Genomic DNA, 21,881 nt, shown 5'->3' on the forward strand with positions numbered 1-21,881 from the left:
ATTGACACCGACAATAGAGATAATCAAGCCTGTACAATGAGAAAGTGTCCGTATATTTATGAGTCGCAAAGGTCAATCGATCACCCTATCGGTTTCTGAACGAGATAAAGCCCAGTTGGAAGCCTTGGCCCAAGAATTCGGGAAGACGTGGGGCGATCGCCCGAACATATCCAAACTGATAGAAGCGATCGCCCGCCGCCAACTGACGATCGCCCCCAACAACGACTGGCCGGAAACCCGCATCAAAGCCCTAGACATCGCCCGACAGCAATTGCTTGACTTGGGCAAAATTGATGAAGCGCTGGCAATTGCCCAATTGTTGAGCGATCGCAGCGAACTGACTCTCCCTTTCCGGGCTGAAATCGATCGGTTTTTGAGCAACCCATTACCTACTTGGCGGCAAAAAATCGATAATTTTATCCACAGACACCAACCTTTTCGCCTCTCCTATCGAGATGCAGCCGATCGCCTTTGGAGTTACACAGTCTTACACGCTCGGATTGTCCCTATTGAAAAGCGACAGTATTTAATGTGTCGCTGCGAAGAATCTGACGGAAATCAAGACGTACCGGGACTCGAACACAACTGGACGCTGCTGCTTGATCGCATTGAAGATGCTGCGGTGATATCGGTCGATCGAACTTGGTTGCCCGATTTAGAGCGAATATCCGTAGAGTTTCACTTATTTGGCAGGCTTGCCTTTAACTACAGACGAAAGCAAGGCGATGTGGAAGTCAGCGACTTAGAAGGCGATCCGCCAATTAGACGAGTCACCCGTCCGATTTTCAATACCTTCTGGTTTTTCCGCGAAATTGCCCCCTATTGGGAAGATTGCGCGATCGCCTCTCCAGACACCGTGCGCGATCGATTCCAACAAAAACTGATCGCCCTCTGTCGCCAGTACAACCTGGAAATCCGCGATTAAATCAAAAAAAAGCAGCCGGTAAAGGCTGCTTTGACAAATAAACCGTTGTTGAGTTAGAGGAGAAAACTTTAAATCGAATTCAAATTACTGCTGTTTCCACTCCTGCCTGAGTTTCCACTATTTTCATCTACCGCTGACTCACCTTGCCTTCAGAACAAAACTTCAAATCCCGATTAGAATGCTGCTGAAAGTTCGTTGACTACTTGGACTCGGCCTCTGAGCACCGCCCGCAACAAGCGGTTGACACAGCCTCTGTCTTCGTCATTCAGAGAGTCGTCGAAGGTGGCGGCCATCAAACCGTAGCGATCGGCCAGAGTCAAAACGCCTGTATCGGTTACAGAAGCGAGGATTTCAGAGATAGCGCCGGGGAGGAGTTGTGAGGGGTTCATGGCAGTGCGGTTGAATTCGATATATTTATCATCTTCTGGTTTCCTCAAAAGATCGGTGATATTAATGAGGCCGCGAAGGTGATTGTCAGGGGTGAAAGCAAGTGATCCGAGTAGAGTAAAGTTGTGACTTCGGTCACAGGGCGATCGCCTCACAGCTTAAAATCCACCTCTGGCAGATGCGCCCATACCAGCGGAATTTATACATTGGGTATGATTTCTAAATTAGTTCCACCCTTACCCCCGTACTGAAAATGCTTGATTTTCTTAATCCCATTTTGGGCCGCAAGCCCGATCGCATCAAAGCCAATGTGGAAATCTATACTTGGCAAACCTGTCCCTACTGCATCCGCGCCAAAACTTTGCTGTGGTGGAAAGGCGTAAATTTCACGGAATACAAAATTGATGGCGATGAAGCCGCTAGAAAAGCAATGGCCGAACGCGCTAACGGACGCCGCAGCGTGCCCCAAATTTTCATTAATAACCAACACGTAGGCGGATGCGATGACATTCACAAACTTGATGCAGAAGGACAGTTAGATTCGCTGCTAGCTCAACCAGCAGTTTAAATTAGTGTAGGTTGGGTTTGGTTCCACCTGCTCAACCTACAAATTTACAAATCTTTGGCAAATTTACCTAAATTATCTTGCCGCCATTTAGCATCCGATCGCCTGTCTGTTTGTAATTCTAAGACCCGAATCCCGCTATCTGGCAGCAATTTTAATTTTTCTTTGAACTGTTCCCAATCGTCAATAACCTCGTGTTGCACCCCATAAGTTGCACACAACTGAGCAAAATTTATCTGCTGCGGCGTGGCAAAAAACTCTTCAAAAGGCGGGTCAAATTTGGCAACGGGCAACATTTCAAAAATTCCGCCGCCGTTGTTATTAATTAATATGATTGTCAAATGACCAACAAATTTATTTTTAATTAAAAAGCCGTTTGTATCGTGCAAAAGTGCTAAATCGCCTGTTAGCATGATGCTGCTTTGATTGCGGTGAGCAACTCCCAAAGCAGTTGATAATGTGCCGTCTATACCGTTAGCGCCACGATTGAAAAACGGTTTTATTTCTAAGTTGTTCGGCTTCCAGAAAAACTCTACATCTCTGACGGGCATACTGTTGGCAATAAATATCGGTGTTCCCGGTGGCAAAATTTGGGAAAGCAGCCAGGAAACTTTGGGTTCGATTATGTTGTTAATTGCTGATATTTTTTGGTCTATTGTTTGTCTGACTTGGATTTCGGTGTTGCGCCAAAGTTGGAGGTATTCGTTTGAGGGAGAGGTTTGAACCCCCCCTAACCCGCCCTTGCTAAGGGGGGGGATTTGAGTTGATTCGTCCTTGTTAAGGGGGGGGATTTGAGGGGGGGTATTAGTGGTAGCAGGGGCTCGATCCCCCCCTAACCCCCCCTTAATAAGGGGGGGGACAAGAGTTAATATAGTTGCGAGATTAGTTGCGAGATTTTCAGGGGAGGTTCGCAGGTGAATGGTTTTGCCGTGTAGCGGATCGAAGTTGTGGTGGCTGGGGTCGATTATGTAGCGTTTTGGTTGGGTTTTGTCTAGCCAGTTTCGCAATTCTTTGCTTGTGGGTAAGTCTCCGATTTGAATGGCGATTTCTGGGGTTAATTTATCTGCTAGTTCGCGGTTTCGCAGGATTAAATCGTAGGTGGAAATTAGATGGGGGTTTAGTTGGGCGTAGTTTCTGACTGGGGATAGTCCTTCTGCTAAAACTGGCCAGTTTAATAATTGGGAAATTTGGGCGATCGCACTACAGTATTTTTCGGCAAATTGAGGCTGGGAAACGCCTGCAATAATTATCCCTTTGCTGCACTTTTGCCATTGTTGCATTGTACTTTCTTCTCCCCTCCTTAACAAGGGGGTGGTAGAGCTTTCTCCGGCAAAAATTGGTTCTAATCCTGCAAAGAAATGTTCGGGATTGAATTGTGTTTCTAAAGCTTCTACAGCTATGTCTGGAACGGGTACAAGTGGGTCGCGAAACGGGATGTTGAGGTGGACGGGGCCTGGTGTTGGAAATTGCGATCGCTCCCAAGCATACACGATAGTCTGCCGCAGATAGTCTAGCATTCCTCTGGACGCAGAAGGTATCGCTAATTCGGCTTGCCAGTTCGGATAATTGCTGTATATTTTAACTTGGTCGATCGCTTGTCCGGCGTGACAGTCCCGCAGTTCGGGAGGTCGATCTGCGGTGAATATTAGCAGCGGGATTCGACTTTCTCTGGCTTCTATTATCGCAGGATAAAAGTTGGCGGCTGCGGTTCCCGACGTACAAATTAGTGCGGTTGGTAAACCGGATTTTTGGGCGATTCCTAATGCAAAAAAACTGGCAGAACGTTCGTCGAGTATGGGAATAGTTTCTATTTTTTTATTTTGAGCAAAAGCTATTGTCAAGGGTGCAGATCGCGAACCGGGACAAATCACGGCTGTAGTTAATCCCAACCGCTGCAAAGTTTCTGCTAATACGGAAGCCCAGACGGTATTTGTGTTGCGAAAATCTATTGGCATTGCTAAACCTGAGTAGCTCAACTCTGTATTGTGCTAGGATATTATACTCAAATAATTGTCAGGATACATTTTTATGATTCTTGAGGCGGTTGTGCTTAATGTCAAATCTGGCTGTGAGGGTGATTTTGAGATAGCTTTTAGAGAAGCCTCCAGTCTGATATCGTCTATAGATGGATATTTATCTCACGAACTTCATCGCTGTACAGAAGTTCAAGGAAAATATCTATTATTGGTTAGATGGGAAAATTTAGAAGCTCATACCATTAGATTTAGGAATTCCGACCAATATCAAGAGTGGAAAAGAATGCTTCACCATTTTTACGATCCTTTTCCCATAGTAGAACATTTTGAGGAGGTGAAAATTAATTAACATGACTTACGCAATCCAACCAAAGAAACCGGGTTTTTACGGAATATTCGGGCTATAACGCGTCTTTTCGTAAAAAACCCGGTTTCTGGGAGCGGATTAAAATTAGCTGAATTAGACTAAAGCATTTAAAAGTGGTTGTAATTTGAGCTGAATTTCTGCTAGTTCTTTTTCCGGTTCGGAACCTGCCACAATACCATTACCAGCATAGAGTATAGCCCGATCGCCGTCGATTAATGCCGATCGAATCCCGACCGCGAATTCCCCATTGCCACGGGCATCGATCCAGCCGATGGGTGCTGCGTAGAGGGAGCGATCACAGGTTTCGCAGCGGCGAATTTGTTCGAGGGCGATGTCTCTCGGAACGCCTGCTACCGCTGGGGTTGGATGCAGTTGAGCTAAAATCTTTAATAAATGAATATTGGCGGGAATTTGAGCTGTGATTGGTGTCCACAAATGCTGAATGTTTGATAGTTGCAGCAGTCGGGGAGTTGGGGAACAATTGGGGGTTATGCCTAGTTTAGAAAGGTGATGGACTATAAAATCAATCACAACTTGATGTTCTCGAATATCCTTCTCACTCTCTAGCAACCCCTGGGCTAGTTTCGCATCTTCTGCTTCACTTTTTCCCCTCGGTGCTGAACCTGCTAAAGCATCGGTTGATAACTGATTGTTGTGAATGCTAATTAAGCGTTCTGGACTGGCACCGATGAAATTTTGACCTTTGCCGTTACTGGTTGAAAATACATAGCAATCTGGATAACTGAGGCGCAAGTTATTTAAGGAATCTATTAAACTGAAAGGGGTTTTAGAAATTACACTTATGGCTTGGTATAAAACAATTTTACTAAAATATTGAGATTTTATCAATTCTAAAGCCGACTTGACTGATGTTTTAAATTGACTGGCCTCATTGACGGGGATTTGTTTCAAAGATATCGAGCTGTCGAACACAGTAGTTAATTTATGGTATTTTATAGAGGCAATTTTATCAAATGTTTGCCAGATATTTTCGGCGATGGTTTTAATGTTTATATCTTTTTCTATGACGGCATTGGCGACGATAATGCAGCTATCTTTCTGTCTGGAAATTTGCCATTTTGGTAAAAATATGGTAGCGGGCGGAAAGTAAGAATTAGCCGCAATGTTCTCATCAAAAAAAGTAAAACTGCAAAAAAAGTGAGGCCCGCTAAATGGCAAGCGTTCCGCACCAATGGTAATTGTATTGGCAAGTGTTGAACGAATAAAATTTTGAGCTAAGGTAAATCGATCGGTTCCTGCTACTGTGAGATGGATTGCCGAATCGAGGGCTGCGATCGCAAAACTTTTGCCGACAATTGGGTTTCTTTTTTCAAAGTAAAAGTGCCGCTGACAAGGTTCGGAAATCTCTTGCAGTACAGCTAGCGGATCGACGGGGTAAATTTCCTGAGAAATACTAACTATTTTTGTGCGATCTTTTTCGGTTAAAGACTGCTGGCAATTTAACAGAAACTGATGCAGTTGATTGCGGTTTTGCAAGAGATTAGCGCGGTGCGGTATTACTGTCATGAAAGCGAGAATAGCAGATTTGTCAGATAGAGTGTGGGTTTGTCCGGCTAAAACCCCTATTTCGATCTAAGCACGGGAGGGCGATCGCAAAACATGACCTTTCGAGTTTCCTGGAAAGTTTGGGCTCAGCGGGGGGCAAAAAACAGACGATCTTCTTCGTTGGCGTAGCCCCCGTAGGGGCGGACTTCGCCAACGCGCGATCAATCGAAACATTTAGACATAAAACTTTAAGATTGAGCGACTCAATCTCTACTCTCATGCGATCGACCCCGCAGAGGTTTGCAGACGGGCATTACCGGGCGTGCGATCGCCCGCAAAGCCTCTCAAGGGATGCCCCCCACGCACTCAACCCAATACAGAGTAGACTTTCTTCACCAATAAAATTGTAAAATTACTACGCTGCTATCAATTGAATCAAGTTTGTGTAATGACAACAAAGTTAATTGAACGTTCAAATAGTAAATTGTGGCTGGCGGCAATCAAGCCGCCTATGTACAGCGTTGCGGTGATTCCTATTTCAGTAGGAACAGCCATTGCTTTTGCCGAAACTCAAACGATTAATTCGTCAATTTTTTCGACATTTTTAATGTCAGCCATTTTGATTATAGCATGGCTGAATCTCAGCAATGATGTATTTGACTCAGAAACAGGAATCGATAAAAACAAAGCGCATTCCCTAGTTAACTTAACCGGAAATAAAGCTTTAATTTTCGGGCTAGCCAATCTGTTTTTAGCAGTCGGAGTGTCGGGAATTTGCGCCATAAGCTGGTGGCAAAAAGACCCAACAGTTATTTTGCTAGTAGTTTTGTGCTGTGCTCTCGGCTACACTTACCAAGGGCCTCCGTTTCGTCTTGGCTATCAGGGTTTAGGGGAAATAATCTGCTTTTTCACTTTTGGGCCGCTAGCCTTGGCCGCTGCTTATTACAGTCAGACTCAAACTTGGTCTGCCACTAATTTTGCGGCTTCGGCAATCGTGGGAATTACTACGAGTATCATCTTATTTTGTTCCCACTTTCATCAAATTGCGGATGATTTGGCGGCGGGTAAAAAATCGCCAATTGTGCGACTCGGTACAAAGAAAGGTGCCCAGTTGTTGCAGTGGTTGTGCGGCAGCGTTTATGCTTTGACTGTGCTATTTGTGGCTGTGGGAATGTTCCAAATTTGGACTCTGTTGATTTTTGGGAGTTTGCCATTTGCGATCGACCTTTGCCGCCATGTCACAGACTATCACGACCAACCGGGAAAGGTCAGCAACTCTAAGTTTATCGCAGTTACGCTGCATTTTTCGAGCGGATTGCTGCTGGCGTTAGGGTTTGCTTTGTAGATCGGGCGATCGAGAATTTCGGTAAAATGGAGGTATGGTTTGCTAAGTTGAGAGAGTTGGTGGAGTTGGGTGACTTCTCAAAATTTTCTTTAATTTAGCAATCCATACCTCATATTGAATCGTATAATTGTATATGGACAAATTTAATAATTATAACTTTCACTATTCCTTAACTGGGAACAAGAATCAGCCGAAACTTTTATTTTTGCATGGATTCACGGGCAGCAGTCAAGACTTTAGCAGCGTCATTCCCTTACTTCCTAACAGTTATTGCTGCTTAGCAGTTGACCTTCCCGGCCATGGAGGAACCAGAGTAATCGGTGACGAAAGTTGCTACAATATGTCAAATACTGCCCAAGCATTAATCGAGTTATTAGATGATCTACAAATAGACAAATGTTTGTTGTTGGGCTATTCAATGGGCGGCCGATTGGCACTTTACATGACATTACATTTTCCAGAAAGATTCGAGAAAGTAGTGTTAGAGTCAGCTTCTCCGGGATTGAAAACAGAAAAAGAGCGATCGCACCGCCGGCAAGCCGATTTACAGATAGCACAAAAGCTAGAAAATAGCAACATTAAAGATTTTTTATTAAACTGGTACGATCGCCCTTTATTCAAATCTTTAAAAAACTCTCCCCACTTCGACAAACTCATAGAAACCCGCTTAGCAAACAATCCCTTAGAATTAGCCAAATCACTCCGCAACATGGGAACTGGCAACCAGCCCTCTCTCTGGGAAAAACTCGCACCAAATCAAATTCCTCTCCTCTTGCTAGCGGGAGAATATGATGATAAATTTACAACTATAAATACTGAAATTGCCAGCTTGTGTCCGGCTGCTAGTCTGGAAATTGTACCAAAAGCTGGTCACAATATCCATTTTGAAAATATTGATAAGTTTGTCACAGTTGTGAGACAATTTTATGATTAACTAAAAAACTAATGCTTTATCAATTCGAGTTTCGCACTTATCAGCGAAAATTTAAGCGCCCCTTGCAAACAAGTCACGGCATTTGGGATATTCGTGAAGGAATTATCCTGCGACTTGTGGGCGAAAATAATCAAATTGGTTGGGGAGAAATTGCCCCTTTGAGTTGGTTTGATTCCGAAAGTTTTGAGCAAGCTTTAGATTTTTGTCACCAGTTGCCCGGTAATATTTCATCAGAGATGATTTTTGCTATTTCCGCTGAATTGCCGGCTTGTCAATTTGGCTTTGAGTCAGCACTATCAAACTCTAGATCCCCCCTAACCCCCCTTAATAAGGGGGGGACAAGAAATATTCTCAAAGTCCCCCTTATTAAGGGGGATTTAGGGGGATCGAGACTTCGCCTAAAATCGACATTTATTGCGGGTTCAGTCTTAAGCAGTCACGAATGGACAGAGGTTGGGAATGAGGAAGAAAAAAATCGGTTTAGCGGTTTATTGCCAGCAGGTGAAATAGCTTTGCCGGCTTTGCAAGTTCTTTGGTTAGAGGGATATCGCACGTTTAAATGGAAAATTGGTGTTGCTGCAATTGAGGCAGAATTAAAGATTTTTCAGCAGCTAATCGAAGCAATGCACAATTTGTGCGATCGCGAAAAAGCATTTTTGCGGTTAGATGCCAACGGGGGACTCAGTTACTCGCAGGCTAAAACATGGCTGGAAGCTTGCGACGAGGTAAAAGCAACTCCCGAATTTTCCGCAGACATTGAATTTTTGGAACAGCCGCTGCCCGTAACACAGTTTCAGGAAATGGTAGAATTGAATGCTATTTATGCAACTCCGATCGCCCTTGATGAATCTGCCGCCAACCTCGATCGCATCCAAGAGTGCTACAACCAAGGCTGGCGGGGCATTTTCGTCATTAAACCTGCGATCTGCGGTTCTCCATCTCAACTGCGAAAATTTTGTCAAACTCACAATATAGACGCTGTTTTCTCATCAGTATTTGAAACCGAAATCGGCAGACAAGCAGCATTAAATTTAGCAACACAATTGTCTTTAAATAAGAGAGCACTGGGCTTCGGCACCGATTGCTGGTTCGACGACAATCATTCGATTTTAGATTTTAGATTTTAGATTTTAGATTTTAGATTTTAGATTACTCCCACGACTAAATCAAGCGGGTTAGGTAATTGTTTTGAATCGAGAAACTTGGTGAAAGCATCTATGGCAACAAATCTAACAGTAAATATCCTGGATATCGCGTCTGGCTTGCCTGATAATTGGCTTATCGGTTGTGACAGTCGCGAATTTGCCCGAATTGTCGATCGGCTATTTCAAGAAATCACCCAAAATTCCCCACAAAAAACATCCCCAAAAATTTGCATCGCAGAACCAGAACCCGTGCAATTTCTGGCAAGTTTCACCGCCGCCCGCGCCGCCAAATGCCCCATTTTTCTCTGCAATCCCAACTGGGTAAAACCAGAATGGCAACAAGTCTTTGATTTAGTCCAACCCGACTTAATTTTGGGACAATACCCGCTTCCCAACAATCCCCATATCCCAGTCCGCGAAGGCGAACTTCGTGTGTATAGCCGCGAATTCCATTCGCCGACAAAAAGCGGTTTTGATACGATCATGATTCCCACCGGAGGTTCTTCAGGAAAAATCCGTTTTGCTATCCACACTTGGGAAACACTAACCGCATCAGTACAAGGTTTTCAACAATATTTTCAAGTTGACAAAATCAACTCTTTCTGCGTTTTGCCATTATACCACGTCAGCGGTTTAATGCAATTCATGCGTTCCTTTACTACCAGCGGAAAAATGGCTATTCAGCCATTTAAAGAATTAGAAAATGGTAAAAAAAGTGACATCGAACCAGAAGAGTTTTTCATTTCTTTAGTCCCAACTCAACTGCAACGGCTGTTGCAAAACCCAGATACAGCTAATTGGCTTCGACGGTTTCGTGCTGTACTTTTGGGTGGTGCTCCCGCTTGGCCGGAACTTTTAGAAACAGCTAGAAACTATCAAATCAAATTAGCGCTCAGTTACGGCATGACCGAAACTGCCTCGCAAATTGCTACACTAAAACCCGAAGATTTTCTCGCGGGCAATAACAGTTCCGGTAAAATATTACCGCACGCTAAAATAACTATTCGCAGTGCAAATGGCGATATTTTGTGCGATAATCAAATCGGAAATATTGTGGTCAGTGCTAAATCTTTGGCGTTGGGTTATTATCCTGAACAATTTGCCGATCGCCAATATTTCCAACTAGACGATTTGGGATTTTTTGATAAAAATAACTACTTAAATATCGTCGGACGCAGCAGCGACAAAATTATCACAGGCGGAGAAAATGTATTTCCGGCGGAAGTTGAAGCTATTGTGCGATCGACTAATTTAGTTGCGGATATTGCTGTAATTGGCTTGCCCGATAAAGATTGGGGTCAAGTCGTTACGGCTATCTACGTTCCCGCTAATTCCGAAGTTACTGTCAAAAATCTGCAAGCGGCAATGGAAGATAAGTTGAGCAAGTTTAAGCGACCGAAATATTGGGTAATCGTCGAAAAATTGCCACGCAATTCTCAAGGCAAAGTTAATCGAGAACAATTGCAAAAAATTGCGCTCGAATATCAATAATTATTAGGCGATCGCAATCAATGCAGAAGGCAGAATTTCTCATGCTTATTTCCGACTCCTGACAACAGCCAACAGTTAACAGCCAACAGTCAACAGTCAACAGTCAACAGCCAACAGTCAACTGACTAATTACGACAAACCTAATAGCCTTCTCGTCCTCTCCGCTTCTTGCCTTTGAAAATCCATAAACTTTAACATTCGGTAAAGTACCTCTATTTGCCGCAACTTAATACCTGCTTGCTGCGCCACCTGTATCGGATTACCAAAAATCGCCTCAACTTCCAGGGGCCGCGATTCATCATAATCGATTTTCATGCTGGTGCGGTAAGGCTTCATTTTCTCAGTGTAGTCGAGCATATGTGGGATAAAGTCATCGGGAATAATGCGATCGCAACTTTTGGCGGCCGCTATCACTTCCCCCATGATTTCCTTGACTAAAATCAGAGTATCGGGATTAGCCATCAGTTCATCTGTTCTGGCATCCAACACTACAGACAGCCCGTTATAAGGAATATTCCAAACTAGCTTTTTCCACCTTGACAATAGCAAATCTTCGCTCATTTTAATAGGAATATGAGCACGTTTAAAGTCCGCAGCAATTTTGTGCAATCTATCAGTAATACCGATTGCTTTGTAGTCTTGGGCATATTCTCCCAGCGTGATAGTGCCGTAATCTAGGTGGCAGATGTGACCTGGCCCAACTTTATAAGAGCAGAGAAAACACAGCCCGCCAACCACTCGTTCTGCACCAACAATTTTAGCTACTTCCGGTTCGGCATTCAATCCGTTTTGCAATACTAAAACCGCGCCGTTATCCTTTAATAAAGGAGGTAAAATTTTGGGCAACAAGTGATTTTGAGTTGTTTTCAGCGCTACAATTACTACGTCGCACTTAGGCATTTTGTGCGCGTCGTGGTAGGCGCGGACGTGGGGGAGGGTGAAGTCGCCTTCGGGAGACTCGACAATCAAACCGTGTTTTTTGACCTGATCGTAATCACTACGTAGCAAAAAATTGACTTCTAAACCTGCTTGTTGCAGTCTAGCACCGTAGAATCCGCCTAAAGCTCCCGTGCCCACAATGGCATAATTGCGATTTGACATAATATCAAAAAGTCAGAAATAATATCAACAAAACAGAAATTTGACTCTCATACCCTGCTATTATTTAAAGATAGAACTAATTTGAAATCTCAATCTCAAATTTCCTCATCCACTCCATCAAGTCTTCCGATAGCTGTTTTCGAGTTCGGCTAACTGCATCAATGCAGACGTGCTTAGTCAAAGCTTTAGCAGCGCTTCTTCCTGCAACTTCCTCAGAAAATACTTGATAGGCAATTTCAAATTCATCGCCAGTAACTTGTTTGGGCGTCAATTGAATTATCAGCCGATCGCCCGCAAACATTGGGCGATAAAAATCTACACTAGCATGAATTATGGGAAAGGCAACCTGGGGATTGCTGAAAAATTCTTTGAGATTGATTCCCGATGCTGCTAGAGATGCCTCATAAGCTTCGTGGCACATCGCCAAAACGTTAGCAAAGTAAACGACTCCAGCAGCATCGGTATCTTGAAAGTGAACAGTGCGGGTGTAAGTGAAAGGCATTTGAGGTAGTAACGGCGATCGCAAATTCGATCGCAATTTTACCAACCATCATATCGGTAAAACCGCACTTTTGGAGAAGTTGTCAGCTAAGTAAGTAGGCGCTAATTTTTTATATTGTAAAATTCGCCCTCCTCACTCCTCCCCCTGATTTCTTAACCTTTGTTCTTAATCAACATCACGTCTATAATCTTGAGGGCAATATCTTCAGAAATCCCCAATGCACTGTAAAGATCGTTCAAAAGTTGTTCTTCTTCTTCTGAAACCTCGCCATCTGCTAAAGCGATATCAGTTGTCACAGCAAAAACTGTTTCTTTAAGTTCGTCGGGAAGCGTTGCCAAAGCAGCATTAAACAGTACCTCCACTCCTTGCCGTTGCATAATCATCAGCAGGCGATCGAGCATTTTTCTCATCACGTCATCGGGATAACTGCGGAACAGTTGCATCCGAGATAGCGTCATGCTAATCGCTTTACTTTCGCTGTCATTGATGTAACCGTCGGCTGCTACGGCAATTAGCGCGATCGCCGCAAATGCTTCGGCAGGCCCTAACGTTACGTCCGTTTCTTGGCGAGTCTGCGATACTTTATCAAATAAACCCATGATATTTTCCTCATTATTTAGTGGTCGATTTATGGAGTCAGGATGGGTTCTGGCTCTGGAGGTTTCTTTGGGAATTTTGATAATTATATCAAATTTTGTAAGTTATTTATTATCAATAAAATTATGAAAAACTTAAGAATTTTTCTTTCGCCCTTTGGCGCTGTAATGGCGGGTTTATTCAGATCCTGAATTGCCTTTCCATAGGTCAAGTGAAACCCGCCCTCCCAGCGCAGACGATCTACTTGTGAAAAATGGCTAAATCTGCTTTCAGGAAATCAACAAACTGCCGCGCAGTCCTGCCCGATCGCCCATTGCGACGAGTTGCCCATTCTTTAGCGCGGTGCTCCAAATCATCGGGAGCGAGTTTGATTCCAGCAAGTTCTGCCAGATGTCGGACAATTGTTAAATAAGTGTTTTGATCTGCCGGCTCAAAAGTTAAAGTCAAGCCAAATCGATCGCTAAATGAAAGTTTTTCCTGCACAGTATCCCAAGCGTGAACTTCGTCTCCGTCGCGGGGGCGAGGCCTGTCTTCAAAAAACTCTCGAATTAAATGCCTGCGGTTAGATGTGGCGTAAACTACCACATTTTGAGAGCGAGCAGTGACATTTCCTTCCAAGACAACTTTCAGAGCTTTAAAAGCATCATCATCTTCCTCAAAGGAAAGGTCGTCCACAAAAATAATAAACTTTTGAGGAACTCCCCGCAACTGCTCGACAATTAGTGGCAAATCTTGCAAATCCGATTTAGATACTTCAATCAAGCGCAGATTGCGAGATCCAAATTCATTTAACAGCGACTTCACCAAAGAAGACTTGCCGGAACCGCGGCTCCCGTACAGCAAGACGTGCAAAGCCGGATAACCTGCCAGCAAAAACTCCGTATTTTTCACCAGAGCATCCCGTTGCCAATCGCAGCAAACCAACTCTTTTAAAGTTATGCGATCGGGATGGGAAATACTCGCCAACTGCCCTTGCCGCCACGCAAAAGCGCGATATTCGGCAAACAAACCCGTGCCAAACTGTCGGTAATAAGCTGCCAAAGATTCCGTAGCGCTCGACCATTTTTCCAGTTTGCCGTGCAGTGGCAAATCGCCATTCTCTTTGACACTTTCTGAATGCCAAATCGGAGGCACTGCGTCAAGTTGACCCGCTACCCGCACCCACTTGCTCAACTGTTCGCTGCTGCATTCGTAAATATTTTGCAGCACTTCTAAATCATGTCGGGCGGCCTCCACCAAAGCGGGGGACAAACTTGCAAAATCTGTTTGCTGAGCTCGGCGAGAAAAGGGGTTTTCGTCTTTGAGAATTTCGGAAATCAGAGAATCTTTCCAGCTTAAATTTTTAGCAGCCTGAACTTGGAACCAGTTCCCATAAGCTACCTGACATTCCAAACCGCTGACTTCGCTGTGGTGAAGGGCTTGCAGCAAATCGATAAAAGCTTGACCTGCGGGGCTTTTGAGAACTGATTGATACAGCAGCAGGGATGCTGCTTGGCGCTGGAGGTAACGGATTTGGGCGATCGCACCAGAAGTTAGGGCTGACATAATGGCAATTGTATAACAGTTAGATATCCTGACTGGGTTTAATAAATTTTCTAACAATTTGTGACCGGAATTGCAGGTCTCGCTGTATAAATTTAGATGCACTTGTGAAATCTGGAGGATTAAAAATGAATTTAGGGACAGCAGCAGCGATCGGCTACGGCATTTTAACACTGGTTGGCGGCATCATGGGTTATATCAAGGCCAAAAGCCAAGCCTCGCTCATTTCGGGCTTGATTAGCGGTTCCCTCCTAATTTTTGCCGGCACCGCCCAGCTTATGGGACAAAGTTGGGGTTTAACATTAGCAGCAGCCATCTCCGCTGTTTTAGTAATAGTCTTTATTGTGCGCCTTGTTAAAACTCAAAAATTCATGCCTGCCGGAATGCTAATTTTAGCTAGCTTAGCGTCTTTGGGCGCGATCGTTTACGAAATCAGCGGTCAATATCAATAATCTGTTGACTGTTGACTGTTGACTGTTGACTGTTTTTAGTGGTCAGTGGTTATTTGTTAATTGTTAGTTGTTCGTTCTAATAACCAATAACCAATAACCAATAACTACTAACCAATAACCAATAAACAATAACCAGTGACCAATAACTAATGACTAATGACTAATGACTAATAACTAATGACCAATAACCAATAACTACTAACCAATAACCAATAACCAATAACCAGTGACCAATAACTAATGACTAATGACTAATGACTAATGACCAATAACTAATGACTAATGACTAATGACTAATGACTAATGACTAATGACTAATGACTAATAACTAACCACTAATGATTGATGACTGCATCAATATACTGCTGAACTTCCCTGAGTTGCTGCCGCTGGCCTTCGATCCAATCTTTTTCCGCCGCTCGCTGTTCCGGCGTCTCTTGCTGATACCGCGCCTGCTTCTCTAAAAAATTATTGTAGAATTTAATCGCTTTTTCAACTGTTTGAATTGCCAGTTTCATGCGCTCCTCGAAAATTGCTAAAATTACCTTTTCCAGGATTGACCCAATCACTTGACAGGAATCTTCAAAATCGACCAAACTGATTCCCATCTTGCTTTTATGAACCAGAGTTTCTACAGGTTCTTTCAGCGTTTCTTTAAAACTCTTCATATAAGAATCCGGCAAATATTTCAGTGGCTCCGTAAACTTCGATACAATCTCCCCGCCTATGGATTGTAGTCGCTCTCTAAATTTCGACTGACTGTTTAGGTCGAAGCATTCAATACAAAATTCAATTTTTTCTATATCAATAGATTGTAATTCTTTAAAAATTAAACTCAGTTCATTCTCCATAATTAAAATCACTCGCTCTGCCTGGGAATCCACTTCATTCCGCAACTCTTTGTGCAAATTATCTTTTTCAAAAAAACCAATAGTATCTCTTTGAAAGACTTGAGGGTTTTTATCCCACAAAAACCACTGATTTTTTAACTTGGTCGCCTTGTCGCTCCAAGATTTGCGAACTTTAACAACAGCATCATATTTGCCCTGTTTTCCTAAACAGCGAATTCTCACATCGCATCCGCTTAGTTCGCCAATTTGCTCCCAGACATCAACAGGAGATGCTCCAGCAATTCTCGGCTTGCTATTCCAGACATCCTCAGCGTGAGATACATCTTTGAAACATACCTGAAGTAGCCCCTTGAGTCTGATGGCAGATTGCTTAATTTCGTCAATACAAGGTTCCACATCTAAACTGAGTTGGGTAGCTGACTGTTTAATCTCCACGGATTGATATTCGTCGGCCAACAATCGATCGCTAAACAGGGTAATAGCCTGGAATGCCTTGAGATACTCATTCATTTCCTTTCATCCCTCGTTTCCCTAAACAGCATACAATACAGAACATCTGCTTTTTTGAATGGAAACTGAGCCACAACATGGATTATATATTCACCCCTGCAACTCAGGCGCGACTCAATAGTGGCAACCTAGTACAGCCTGCTGCCAAAACAGGAAAATTGCTTCCGGCAGCTAGAAATCCGGTGACAGGGGAGTTTGTGGAGATCGCAAAAATTTTTTATCAATCAAGAAGTGAAACTCTATCCTCGCGCGGAGTTATAGGATTGCTCGCACAGTTAGCCGGAGGTGGCCCCATACAGCCGCTGGTAGCTCCCGTGTACGTGACACTGGCGCCGTTGCAGGTGGCTCAAACTCATCAGGGGTTTCAAAAAATATACAGAATGCTTAACTGTCTGAAAATTAATTTGGCAGTGATGCAAGCGACTGCTGCTGTCATTGGTATGGGCGCTGTATCGAGCACAGTTTTGTCAGCAGTAAACCTCAACCAAGTATTAAAAATCCGAGAAGAGGCAAAGCACCAGAAGCTAAAAATTAAAGACGGATTTATTGATCTCAGACACATCCTCAAGGATAGGGGAGTAGAGGTGATCCAGCAGATTTTTAAGGTAGCTCACGACTCTAGTTTTGAAATGCACCGCCAGAAACTGGTTAACGGTTATGAGATTTTTTCTAAAGCTATCAAACGCTGTCAGTCAGCCCTGACAGTGCCCGATCTTAAACTTCGGAATTCCGAAATTAATAGCGGGCGGGATATGTTATTTGAGGCTTTAAAAATTTATGATAATTCTAGTTTGTTGGAGGGGCTGTGTTCTGCCGGACAGCTCAGGCAAATGGAATGTGTTTGGGCGATCGAGCAGGCGATCGGGGTCACGTTTCACTTGCAGCGAGCCTACGATATGGTGAGCGATCGCCTGCTGGAACTCCAATCAAAAATTTGTCAAAATCTTCTAACTGTTGTTAAAGGATGTCAATCCGAACTCGAACTAGATTTTTTATTTCCCGAAGTTACTAGGATTCTCGGCCATGATTTAAGTGTAATAGAATTTTGGCAAAATGAGGTTGATTGGATGCAAACTTTGTCTCCAAAAGAGCAGCACCAGTTAGCTAGTTTAGATAAACTCGCCGTCGAAACGTTAAAAAGCAGCGTGTACACTACATTCGCGGTATTAGCTGCGGAACCTTCACTTTATGAAACTTTAAAGCAAAAGTCTCACTTTCTATCCTTGCGCGACCAGCTAACCTTCGCTGTGTCGCCGGAAATCCGCCGGAGATACGAATTTTATGTCAGCCAGCAGGCGATCGCTACTGGTTATCAAGGTTTAGCTGCCTCGAATTGGCAAGAAATATCCGATTTAACTGTCGCTAACCTCTACCACTTTTTTCAAATTCGAGAGAACTCAACTGAAAATTATCCAACCGAGGACGAATTAGAAACGCCTTATTGGCACTTTCCCCCAAGCTTAAAAAACGAGCTGAATTATACCAATTAAATGACCAATGACTAATGGATACTGTTGACTGTTGACTGTTGACTGTTGACTGACTTCTTCAGTCGTAGACACAACTTTTCAATTGTTACACTATCTGTAGTAGTAAGGTGTGCACTGCCCACCCTACAAGTATAGTCTGTGCGTCAAGGACTATTTTTCCTTCTTCCTTCTTCCTTCTGATTACCTCAACCACAACTTAATAGTATTGTCTTTAGAACCGCTAGCAATGGTTCTGCCATCAGGACTAAAAGTTACCACATAAACCTCATCGGAATGTCCAGTCAAAGTATTCAGCAATTCTCCGGTAGCAAAATCCCAAACTTTAATAGTTTTATCCTTGCTCCCGCTCGCAATAAACTTCCCGTCCGGGCTGATAGCAACCGAGACAATATCGTCCGAATGTCCCTGGATAGAGCGAATTAAATCTCCTGTTTCGATATTCCAGATTTTAATACTTTCATCGTAGGAACCGCTAACAATTGTCTTGCCGTCTGGGCTAACAGCAACCGACCTCACCGCGTCGCCGTGTCCCTCAATAGTTTTGAGCAACGCCCCTGTTGCGACATCCACCACTGTAATTTTTTTATCCTTAGAAGCGCTAACCAAACTTTTTCCATCTGGAGTGAAAGCAACAGAATAAACAAAATCTGTATGGTCTGGAAAACTCTGAATCAAACGACCAGTTGCTGCATCGGAAATCTTTGTGGTGTTGTCTCCGCTGGCACTAGCCACAAGCTGTCCGTCGGGGCTAAGAGCGACAGACCAAACAGAAGCAGTGTGGTCGAGACTGCGAATCACTTGCCCTGTTTTCAAATCCCACAGCATGACTCGCCAAAAACCGGTTCCAGTCGCCAGTTTCGTACCGTTTGAGTCAAAAGCAACCGACCAAATAGTGGAGGAATCTCCTGGAAAAGTGCGGATCGACTTGCCTGTAGCTAAATCCCAAATTTGGATGGTTTTGTCTTTAGAACCGCTGGCTAACATTAAGCCGTCTGGACTGAAAGCAACAGACCCAACGGCATCTGAATGCTGAGCGAAATTTTTGACTTTGGCGTTCTTCCACCGCAGACCTGCTTGGCACTGTTCTTGTAACTCCTGAGCGGACGAATAGGTGCTGGAAGTGTTGGCAATTGTTGGTATTTGGCTGATGCAGTCTTCATAATTACTGGCTTTATAGAGACCTGCAATTTGATTGAGCTGTTGAGATTCTTTTTGGACTAGCTGCTGCCATTCTTGCCATTTGAGATATCCGTAAATTCCGCCGATCGCAGCTAATATAGCCGCCATTGTCGCCCCGGCAAGATAAGGATTGAATTTGCGAGTTTCTTTGGGGACAAGTGCTGCTGGGCTGGCGATCCTCTCCGTTGGCGTAGCCCCCGTAGGGGCGGGCTGCGCTAACGAGAAATCGGTTTTTCCGTTCAGATTTAGCTGCGGGGATACCGCCGGACTTGCCTGCAATTCGAGGTGAGGGGCGCTACTCGCTGGTGACGGATTGGGGTTGCGGTGTCCCTCTAAAACTGTGGATATCGCCTTGTACAATTTAGCAAATAAAGATTTAGGAATGACTAATTCTTCGATTTTTGCGGCATCTTCGTCGGTAAGCCCTAAAACTTGCTGCAAGCGTTTTAATTCGTCGCGAGTTTCCAGAGAAAAGGGATATTCTTGCTGCATTGCTTCTTGCAGTGATTGTTCGTAGCGTTCGCCTTTTTCCCTGTATTTCCGGTAAGGGTTCAATACCTCATCTTCGATCGCCTCTGCTTCTTCTGGCAGCAATTCCAGACTGACGCGCAGTTCATCTAATATTCTCCGACCGACGACTGTAATATCACCCCGGCTGCTGCTGCGCCGATCGACTTCTTCGCGATATATTGTCAGCTTGGGAATCCGCGCCCGCGAGCGATCGCCAATTTTCCTCAAATCGGCTAAAGCTTCCGCCGCCGACTGGTACCTCTCCCGAAAATCGTAGCGCACCATATTGTCTAAAACATCGGCCAGCGCTTGGGAACACGTGGCTAAATGCCGCCAAACAATTTCGCCTTTATTAGAATTTTTCAAATCCCGCAGTTTCGGCAAATCGTAAGCCGGCAAACCCGTCATTGCTTGGATGCCAATCATTCCCAAAGCGTAGATATCGCTGTTGAGTTGCGGGTTGTATTGAAATTGTTCGATCGGCATATATTCCAGAGTGCCAATCCGCACCGTTACCGGCGCTTGTCTTTGAGCGATGTGAATTTCTTTCACCGAGCCAAAGTCAATCAAAACTAACTTGTTGTCGGAATAGCGGCGAATTAAATTTGCCGGTTTAATATCTCGGTGAATTACGCCCTGTCCGTGTACAAACACTAAAATTTCTAACAGTTCCTTCAGCAAAGGAATCATTTTTTCTTCAGTTAGAGGCTTGCCCGGTACAATCTCGGTTGATAGCGAGTGACCAGCAACAAAGGATTCAACTAAGAAAAATTCTTCATTTTCTTCAAAATAAGCGAATAGCTGAGGAATTTGGTCATGTTGACCGAGCTTTTCTAGAACCTCTGCTTCTTTTTGAAAAAGACGGCGCGTAGTATTAATTAATTTTGGTTCGGTAGTACCGGGACGCAGGTGCTTGACAAAGCACTGCGGTTCTCCAGGACGGCGAATATCTTTGGCAAGATATGTTTGTCCAAATTCTCCTGTTTCTATGACTTCAATGATTTGATAGCGTCCATCTAAAAGTTGGCTCACCATGATAATAACGCAGCCTTTTTTTGGTTGATTTTCGCAAGAAACAGTTGCACTGTTGAGTCACTTGTCTTTGAGTTTCGCTCCCTAAATCCTCCTTTTTCAGGGGTTTGAGGGGAGCGAAAGAATGTTCTTGTCCCCCCCTACTCCCCTTTTTTTATGGGTTTGGGGGAAGCGACGAGCTAATAGTTCTTCCTTCTTTTTTCTTCTTTATTCCTTCTTCCATACATTATTTTTTCAACATCTGCAAAGCTTGATATCCTAAAAAGAAAAATCCCAAAGCACCAAGTACCGCTATCCCGTTCGCCAACACATCGACTGTCACAAATTCGCCCATTCCAATATCCTCTGACAACTGATATCTATCCTCGGCTTTTCGGTCGCTGTCTGGGTGAGGGGTCTTGCCCCTCGCTGCGGGCGAGCCGAAAGATGCTCACAAATTATAGCAAAAGAGGCGGTCAATCGATTTTAGATTTTAGATTTTAGATTTTAGATTGAAGCATTGACCCCACGGATGAATCCGGGGGCTTGTATCCTGGATGCTTTCGGTCAAAATAACTTTTCGGGCGATCGACTAGCTTTGTGTTTTAATATTTTTTAATATTTAGGGTGACAAATCGTGTACCGAAAATTTGAGCTCAGTTCGCTTTGATATTGTTAACCCTGCTAATCTTTTCTCTAATCGTAAGTACAGCTTACAGTAAGAATTTGCGCCGATCAGTCAAAAATGCGCCTCGAACCGACAGAATTTCCGCAATACCCTAACCGAAACCCGCCGCGCAGTTCTCTAAAGTTTCGGTAATCGTACCAGGATACAACGAGGCAGAGAATATTCGGGATTGCGCGATCGCCATGAGGGAGAGTACACCGCTGTCTGTGGACAATTTAGAGGTTTTAATTGTAGACGATCGATCGACAGACGACACCAAGGCGATCGGGCAAACCCTGCAACAGCATCTCAACGACCCCCGGCTTAAAATATTAGCAGGTCAATCGATTTTAGATTTTAGATTTTAGATTTTAGATTTTAGAGGTGACCCCACGGATAAATGCGGGGGCTTGAGGATTTTCGATTTTAGATTTTGGATTGATTCCACGGATAAATCACGTGGCGGGTACCACCTTTGAAATTCTTGGTCAGCCGCGACCCACCAACCACTTACCTGGTTAACTATTTGTTTATCCGTAATCGTAATTTGGCAGCATTACACTTTCGCCGCTTGGGTGCCGAGATTTCTGAATGCCCTACAAAATACTGTGGTTGGGAGGTTTGGGATGTGCGTTAGTGGCGGCGATTGCGATGGGTTCTGCGATTAAAACCGAAACCGGTTGGGGTGGACTTGGCGCGGTAGAAATTTGCAAATTAAGAGTTAATTAAGGCTTACGCATGGGGTTCCAGAAACTGAGATCTTGCACCATTCTCAATAAGCCCTTGCATTCTGTACCAAAATGTGAAATAAAGGGCGTATAAACAATC

21 protein-coding genes are annotated in these 21,881 nt (G+C 44.0%); 11 read left to right on the forward strand and 10 right to left on the reverse strand.

Features of this window, described 5'->3' with window-relative positions:
- The first annotated feature begins 58 nt into the window (after positions 1-58).
- A complete protein-coding gene (locus QUB37_RS19895) occupies positions 59-925 on the forward strand; it encodes a WYL domain-containing protein (protein ID WP_333165274.1) in 867 nt (288 codons plus the stop codon).
- A gap of 173 nt (positions 926-1,098) precedes the next feature.
- On the opposite strand, the gene QUB37_RS19900 is transcribed toward QUB37_RS19895, so the two are convergent.
- The gene (locus QUB37_RS19900) at positions 1,099-1,314 is read right to left on the reverse strand and encodes a hypothetical protein (RefSeq protein WP_333165316.1); all 216 of its coding nucleotides are present in this window, start codon (positions 1,312-1,314) and stop codon (positions 1,099-1,101) included.
- Between the two features lie 251 nt (positions 1,315-1,565).
- Here QUB37_RS19900 and grxC point away from each other — a divergent pair, with 251 nt between their 5' ends.
- A complete protein-coding gene (gene grxC / locus QUB37_RS19905; RefSeq protein ID WP_333165275.1) occupies positions 1,566-1,880 on the forward strand; it encodes a glutaredoxin 3 in 315 nt (104 codons plus the stop codon).
- A gap of 44 nt (positions 1,881-1,924) precedes the next feature.
- On the opposite strand, the gene menD is transcribed toward grxC, so the two are convergent.
- The gene (gene menD / locus QUB37_RS19910) at positions 1,925-3,832 is read right to left on the reverse strand and encodes a 2-succinyl-5-enolpyruvyl-6-hydroxy-3-cyclohexene-1-carboxylic-acid synthase (RefSeq protein WP_333165276.1); all 1,908 of its coding nucleotides are present in this window, start codon (positions 3,830-3,832) and stop codon (positions 1,925-1,927) included.
- 73 nt (positions 3,833-3,905) lie between these two features.
- On the opposite strand from menD, the gene QUB37_RS19915 reads away from it, so the two are divergent.
- Positions 3,906-4,202 carry an antibiotic biosynthesis monooxygenase gene (locus tag QUB37_RS19915; protein WP_333165277.1) on the forward strand — a complete coding sequence of 99 codons (297 nt, stop codon included), beginning with the start codon at positions 3,906-3,908 and terminating at the stop codon, positions 4,200-4,202.
- A 111-nt stretch (positions 4,203-4,313) separates the two neighbouring features.
- On the opposite strand, the gene QUB37_RS19920 is transcribed toward QUB37_RS19915, so the two are convergent.
- Positions 4,314-5,747 (reverse strand): isochorismate synthase, encoded by a 1,434-nt coding sequence (locus tag QUB37_RS19920; protein WP_333165279.1) that lies wholly within the window; start codon positions 5,745-5,747, stop codon positions 4,314-4,316.
- A gap of 427 nt (positions 5,748-6,174) precedes the next feature.
- Between QUB37_RS19920 and menA the strand changes: the two genes are divergently transcribed.
- From menA to QUB37_RS19940, 4 genes are all read left to right on the forward strand, one after another.
- Positions 6,175-7,071: a 2-carboxy-1,4-naphthoquinone phytyltransferase gene (gene menA, locus QUB37_RS19925; RefSeq protein WP_333165280.1), complete on the forward strand. Its 897-nt coding sequence runs from the start codon at positions 6,175-6,177 to the stop codon at positions 7,069-7,071.
- Between the two features lie 133 nt (positions 7,072-7,204).
- Positions 7,205-8,005: a 2-succinyl-6-hydroxy-2,4-cyclohexadiene-1-carboxylate synthase gene (gene menH / locus QUB37_RS19930; protein WP_333165281.1), complete on the forward strand. Its 801-nt coding sequence runs from the start codon at positions 7,205-7,207 to the stop codon at positions 8,003-8,005.
- 11 nt (positions 8,006-8,016) lie between these two features.
- Positions 8,017-9,132, forward strand: coding sequence for an o-succinylbenzoate synthase (locus QUB37_RS19935; protein ID WP_333165282.1), 1,116 nt, complete (start codon positions 8,017-8,019; stop codon positions 9,130-9,132).
- Between the two features lie 90 nt (positions 9,133-9,222).
- The gene (locus QUB37_RS19940) at positions 9,223-10,641 is read left to right on the forward strand and encodes a 2-succinylbenzoate--CoA ligase (RefSeq protein ID WP_333165285.1); all 1,419 of its coding nucleotides are present in this window, start codon (positions 9,223-9,225) and stop codon (positions 10,639-10,641) included.
- Between the two features lie 129 nt (positions 10,642-10,770).
- Here QUB37_RS19940 and QUB37_RS19945 read toward each other — a convergent pair whose 3' ends face one another.
- From QUB37_RS19945 to QUB37_RS19960, 4 genes are all read right to left on the reverse strand, one after another.
- Positions 10,771-11,742 (reverse strand): putative 2-dehydropantoate 2-reductase, encoded by a 972-nt coding sequence (locus tag QUB37_RS19945; protein WP_333165286.1) that lies wholly within the window; start codon positions 11,740-11,742, stop codon positions 10,771-10,773.
- A gap of 76 nt (positions 11,743-11,818) precedes the next feature.
- Complete coding sequence (locus tag QUB37_RS19950; RefSeq protein WP_333165318.1) at positions 11,819-12,244, reverse strand: thioesterase family protein; 426 nt, start codon at positions 12,242-12,244, stop codon at positions 11,819-11,821.
- 152 nt (positions 12,245-12,396) lie between these two features.
- Entirely contained in the window at positions 12,397-12,843 is a 447-nt protein-coding gene (locus tag QUB37_RS19955) for a tellurite resistance TerB family protein (RefSeq protein WP_333165287.1), read from the reverse strand.
- Positions 12,844-13,081: 238 nt separating this feature from the next.
- Positions 13,082-14,386: an ATP-binding protein gene (locus QUB37_RS19960; protein ID WP_333165288.1), complete on the reverse strand. Its 1,305-nt coding sequence runs from the start codon at positions 14,384-14,386 to the stop codon at positions 13,082-13,084.
- A 125-nt stretch (positions 14,387-14,511) separates the two neighbouring features.
- Between QUB37_RS19960 and QUB37_RS19965 the strand changes: the two genes are divergently transcribed.
- The gene (locus tag QUB37_RS19965) at positions 14,512-14,835 is read left to right on the forward strand and encodes a TMEM14 family protein (RefSeq protein WP_190735279.1); all 324 of its coding nucleotides are present in this window, start codon (positions 14,512-14,514) and stop codon (positions 14,833-14,835) included.
- Between the two features lie 335 nt (positions 14,836-15,170).
- Here QUB37_RS19965 and QUB37_RS19970 read toward each other — a convergent pair whose 3' ends face one another.
- Positions 15,171-16,196 carry a hypothetical protein gene (locus QUB37_RS19970; RefSeq protein WP_333165290.1) on the reverse strand — a complete coding sequence of 342 codons (1,026 nt, stop codon included), beginning with the start codon at positions 16,194-16,196 and terminating at the stop codon, positions 15,171-15,173.
- A 77-nt stretch (positions 16,197-16,273) separates the two neighbouring features.
- On the opposite strand from QUB37_RS19970, the gene QUB37_RS19975 reads away from it, so the two are divergent.
- Positions 16,274-17,686, forward strand: coding sequence for a hypothetical protein (locus QUB37_RS19975; protein ID WP_333165304.1), 1,413 nt, complete (start codon positions 16,274-16,276; stop codon positions 17,684-17,686).
- Between the two features lie 180 nt (positions 17,687-17,866).
- Here QUB37_RS19975 and QUB37_RS19980 read toward each other — a convergent pair whose 3' ends face one another.
- Both QUB37_RS19980 and QUB37_RS19985 read right to left on the reverse strand, forming a co-directional pair.
- A complete protein-coding gene (locus QUB37_RS19980; RefSeq protein WP_333165306.1) occupies positions 17,867-20,410 on the reverse strand; it encodes a protein kinase domain-containing protein in 2,544 nt (847 codons plus the stop codon).
- Between the two features lie 223 nt (positions 20,411-20,633).
- Complete coding sequence (locus QUB37_RS19985; RefSeq protein WP_333165309.1) at positions 20,634-20,759, reverse strand: hypothetical protein; 126 nt, start codon at positions 20,757-20,759, stop codon at positions 20,634-20,636.
- A 446-nt stretch (positions 20,760-21,205) separates the two neighbouring features.
- Between QUB37_RS19985 and QUB37_RS19990 the strand changes: the two genes are divergently transcribed.
- Together QUB37_RS19990 and QUB37_RS19995 are read left to right on the forward strand one after the other, a co-directional pair.
- On the forward strand, positions 21,206-21,421 hold the full coding sequence (locus QUB37_RS19990) for a glycosyltransferase (RefSeq protein ID WP_333165319.1): 216 nt from the start codon (positions 21,206-21,208) through the stop codon (positions 21,419-21,421).
- A gap of 223 nt (positions 21,422-21,644) precedes the next feature.
- Positions 21,645-21,782 (forward strand): hypothetical protein, encoded by a 138-nt coding sequence (locus QUB37_RS19995; RefSeq protein WP_333165312.1) that lies wholly within the window; start codon positions 21,645-21,647, stop codon positions 21,780-21,782.
- Positions 21,783-21,881 lie beyond the last annotated feature (99 nt).

The organism is Microcoleus sp. AT3-A2 (genome assembly GCF_036705685.1).
Taxonomy (GTDB): Bacteria; Cyanobacteriota; Cyanobacteriia; order Cyanobacteriales; family Microcoleaceae; genus Microcoleus.

Coding starts and splice junctions, on each gene's coding strand:
- grxC (WP_333165275.1), top strand. CDS start 1,566: ATGCTTGATTTTCTTAATCCCATTTTGGGCCGCAAGCCCGATCGCATC.
- QUB37_RS19900 (WP_333165316.1), bottom strand. CDS start 1,314: ATGAACCCCTCACAACTCCTCCCCGGCGCTATCTCTGAAATCCTCGCT.
- QUB37_RS19945 (WP_333165286.1), bottom strand. CDS start 11,742: ATGTCAAATCGCAATTATGCCATTGTGGGCACGGGAGCTTTAGGCGGA.
- QUB37_RS19965 (WP_190735279.1), top strand. CDS start 14,512: ATGAATTTAGGGACAGCAGCAGCGATCGGCTACGGCATTTTAACACTG.
- QUB37_RS19915 (WP_333165277.1), top strand. CDS start 3,906: ATGATTCTTGAGGCGGTTGTGCTTAATGTCAAATCTGGCTGTGAGGGT.
- QUB37_RS19935 (WP_333165282.1), top strand. CDS start 8,017: ATGCTTTATCAATTCGAGTTTCGCACTTATCAGCGAAAATTTAAGCGC.
- QUB37_RS19970 (WP_333165290.1), bottom strand. CDS start 16,196: ATGAATGAGTATCTCAAGGCATTCCAGGCTATTACCCTGTTTAGCGAT.
- QUB37_RS19955 (WP_333165287.1), bottom strand. CDS start 12,843: ATGGGTTTATTTGATAAAGTATCGCAGACTCGCCAAGAAACGGACGTA.
- menA (WP_333165280.1), top strand. CDS start 6,175: ATGACAACAAAGTTAATTGAACGTTCAAATAGTAAATTGTGGCTGGCG.
- menD (WP_333165276.1), bottom strand. CDS start 3,832: ATGCCAATAGATTTTCGCAACACAAATACCGTCTGGGCTTCCGTATTA.
- QUB37_RS19895 (WP_333165274.1), top strand. CDS start 59: ATGAGTCGCAAAGGTCAATCGATCACCCTATCGGTTTCTGAACGAGAT.
- QUB37_RS19995 (WP_333165312.1), top strand. CDS start 21,645: ATGCCCTACAAAATACTGTGGTTGGGAGGTTTGGGATGTGCGTTAGTG.
- QUB37_RS19940 (WP_333165285.1), top strand. CDS start 9,223: ATGGCAACAAATCTAACAGTAAATATCCTGGATATCGCGTCTGGCTTG.
- QUB37_RS19950 (WP_333165318.1), bottom strand. CDS start 12,244: ATGCCTTTCACTTACACCCGCACTGTTCACTTTCAAGATACCGATGCT.
- QUB37_RS19975 (WP_333165304.1), top strand. CDS start 16,274: ATGGATTATATATTCACCCCTGCAACTCAGGCGCGACTCAATAGTGGC.
- QUB37_RS19980 (WP_333165306.1), bottom strand. CDS start 20,410: ATGGTGAGCCAACTTTTAGATGGACGCTATCAAATCATTGAAGTCATA.
- QUB37_RS19960 (WP_333165288.1), bottom strand. CDS start 14,386: ATGTCAGCCCTAACTTCTGGTGCGATCGCCCAAATCCGTTACCTCCAG.
- QUB37_RS19920 (WP_333165279.1), bottom strand. CDS start 5,747: ATGACAGTAATACCGCACCGCGCTAATCTCTTGCAAAACCGCAATCAA.
- menH (WP_333165281.1), top strand. CDS start 7,205: ATGGACAAATTTAATAATTATAACTTTCACTATTCCTTAACTGGGAAC.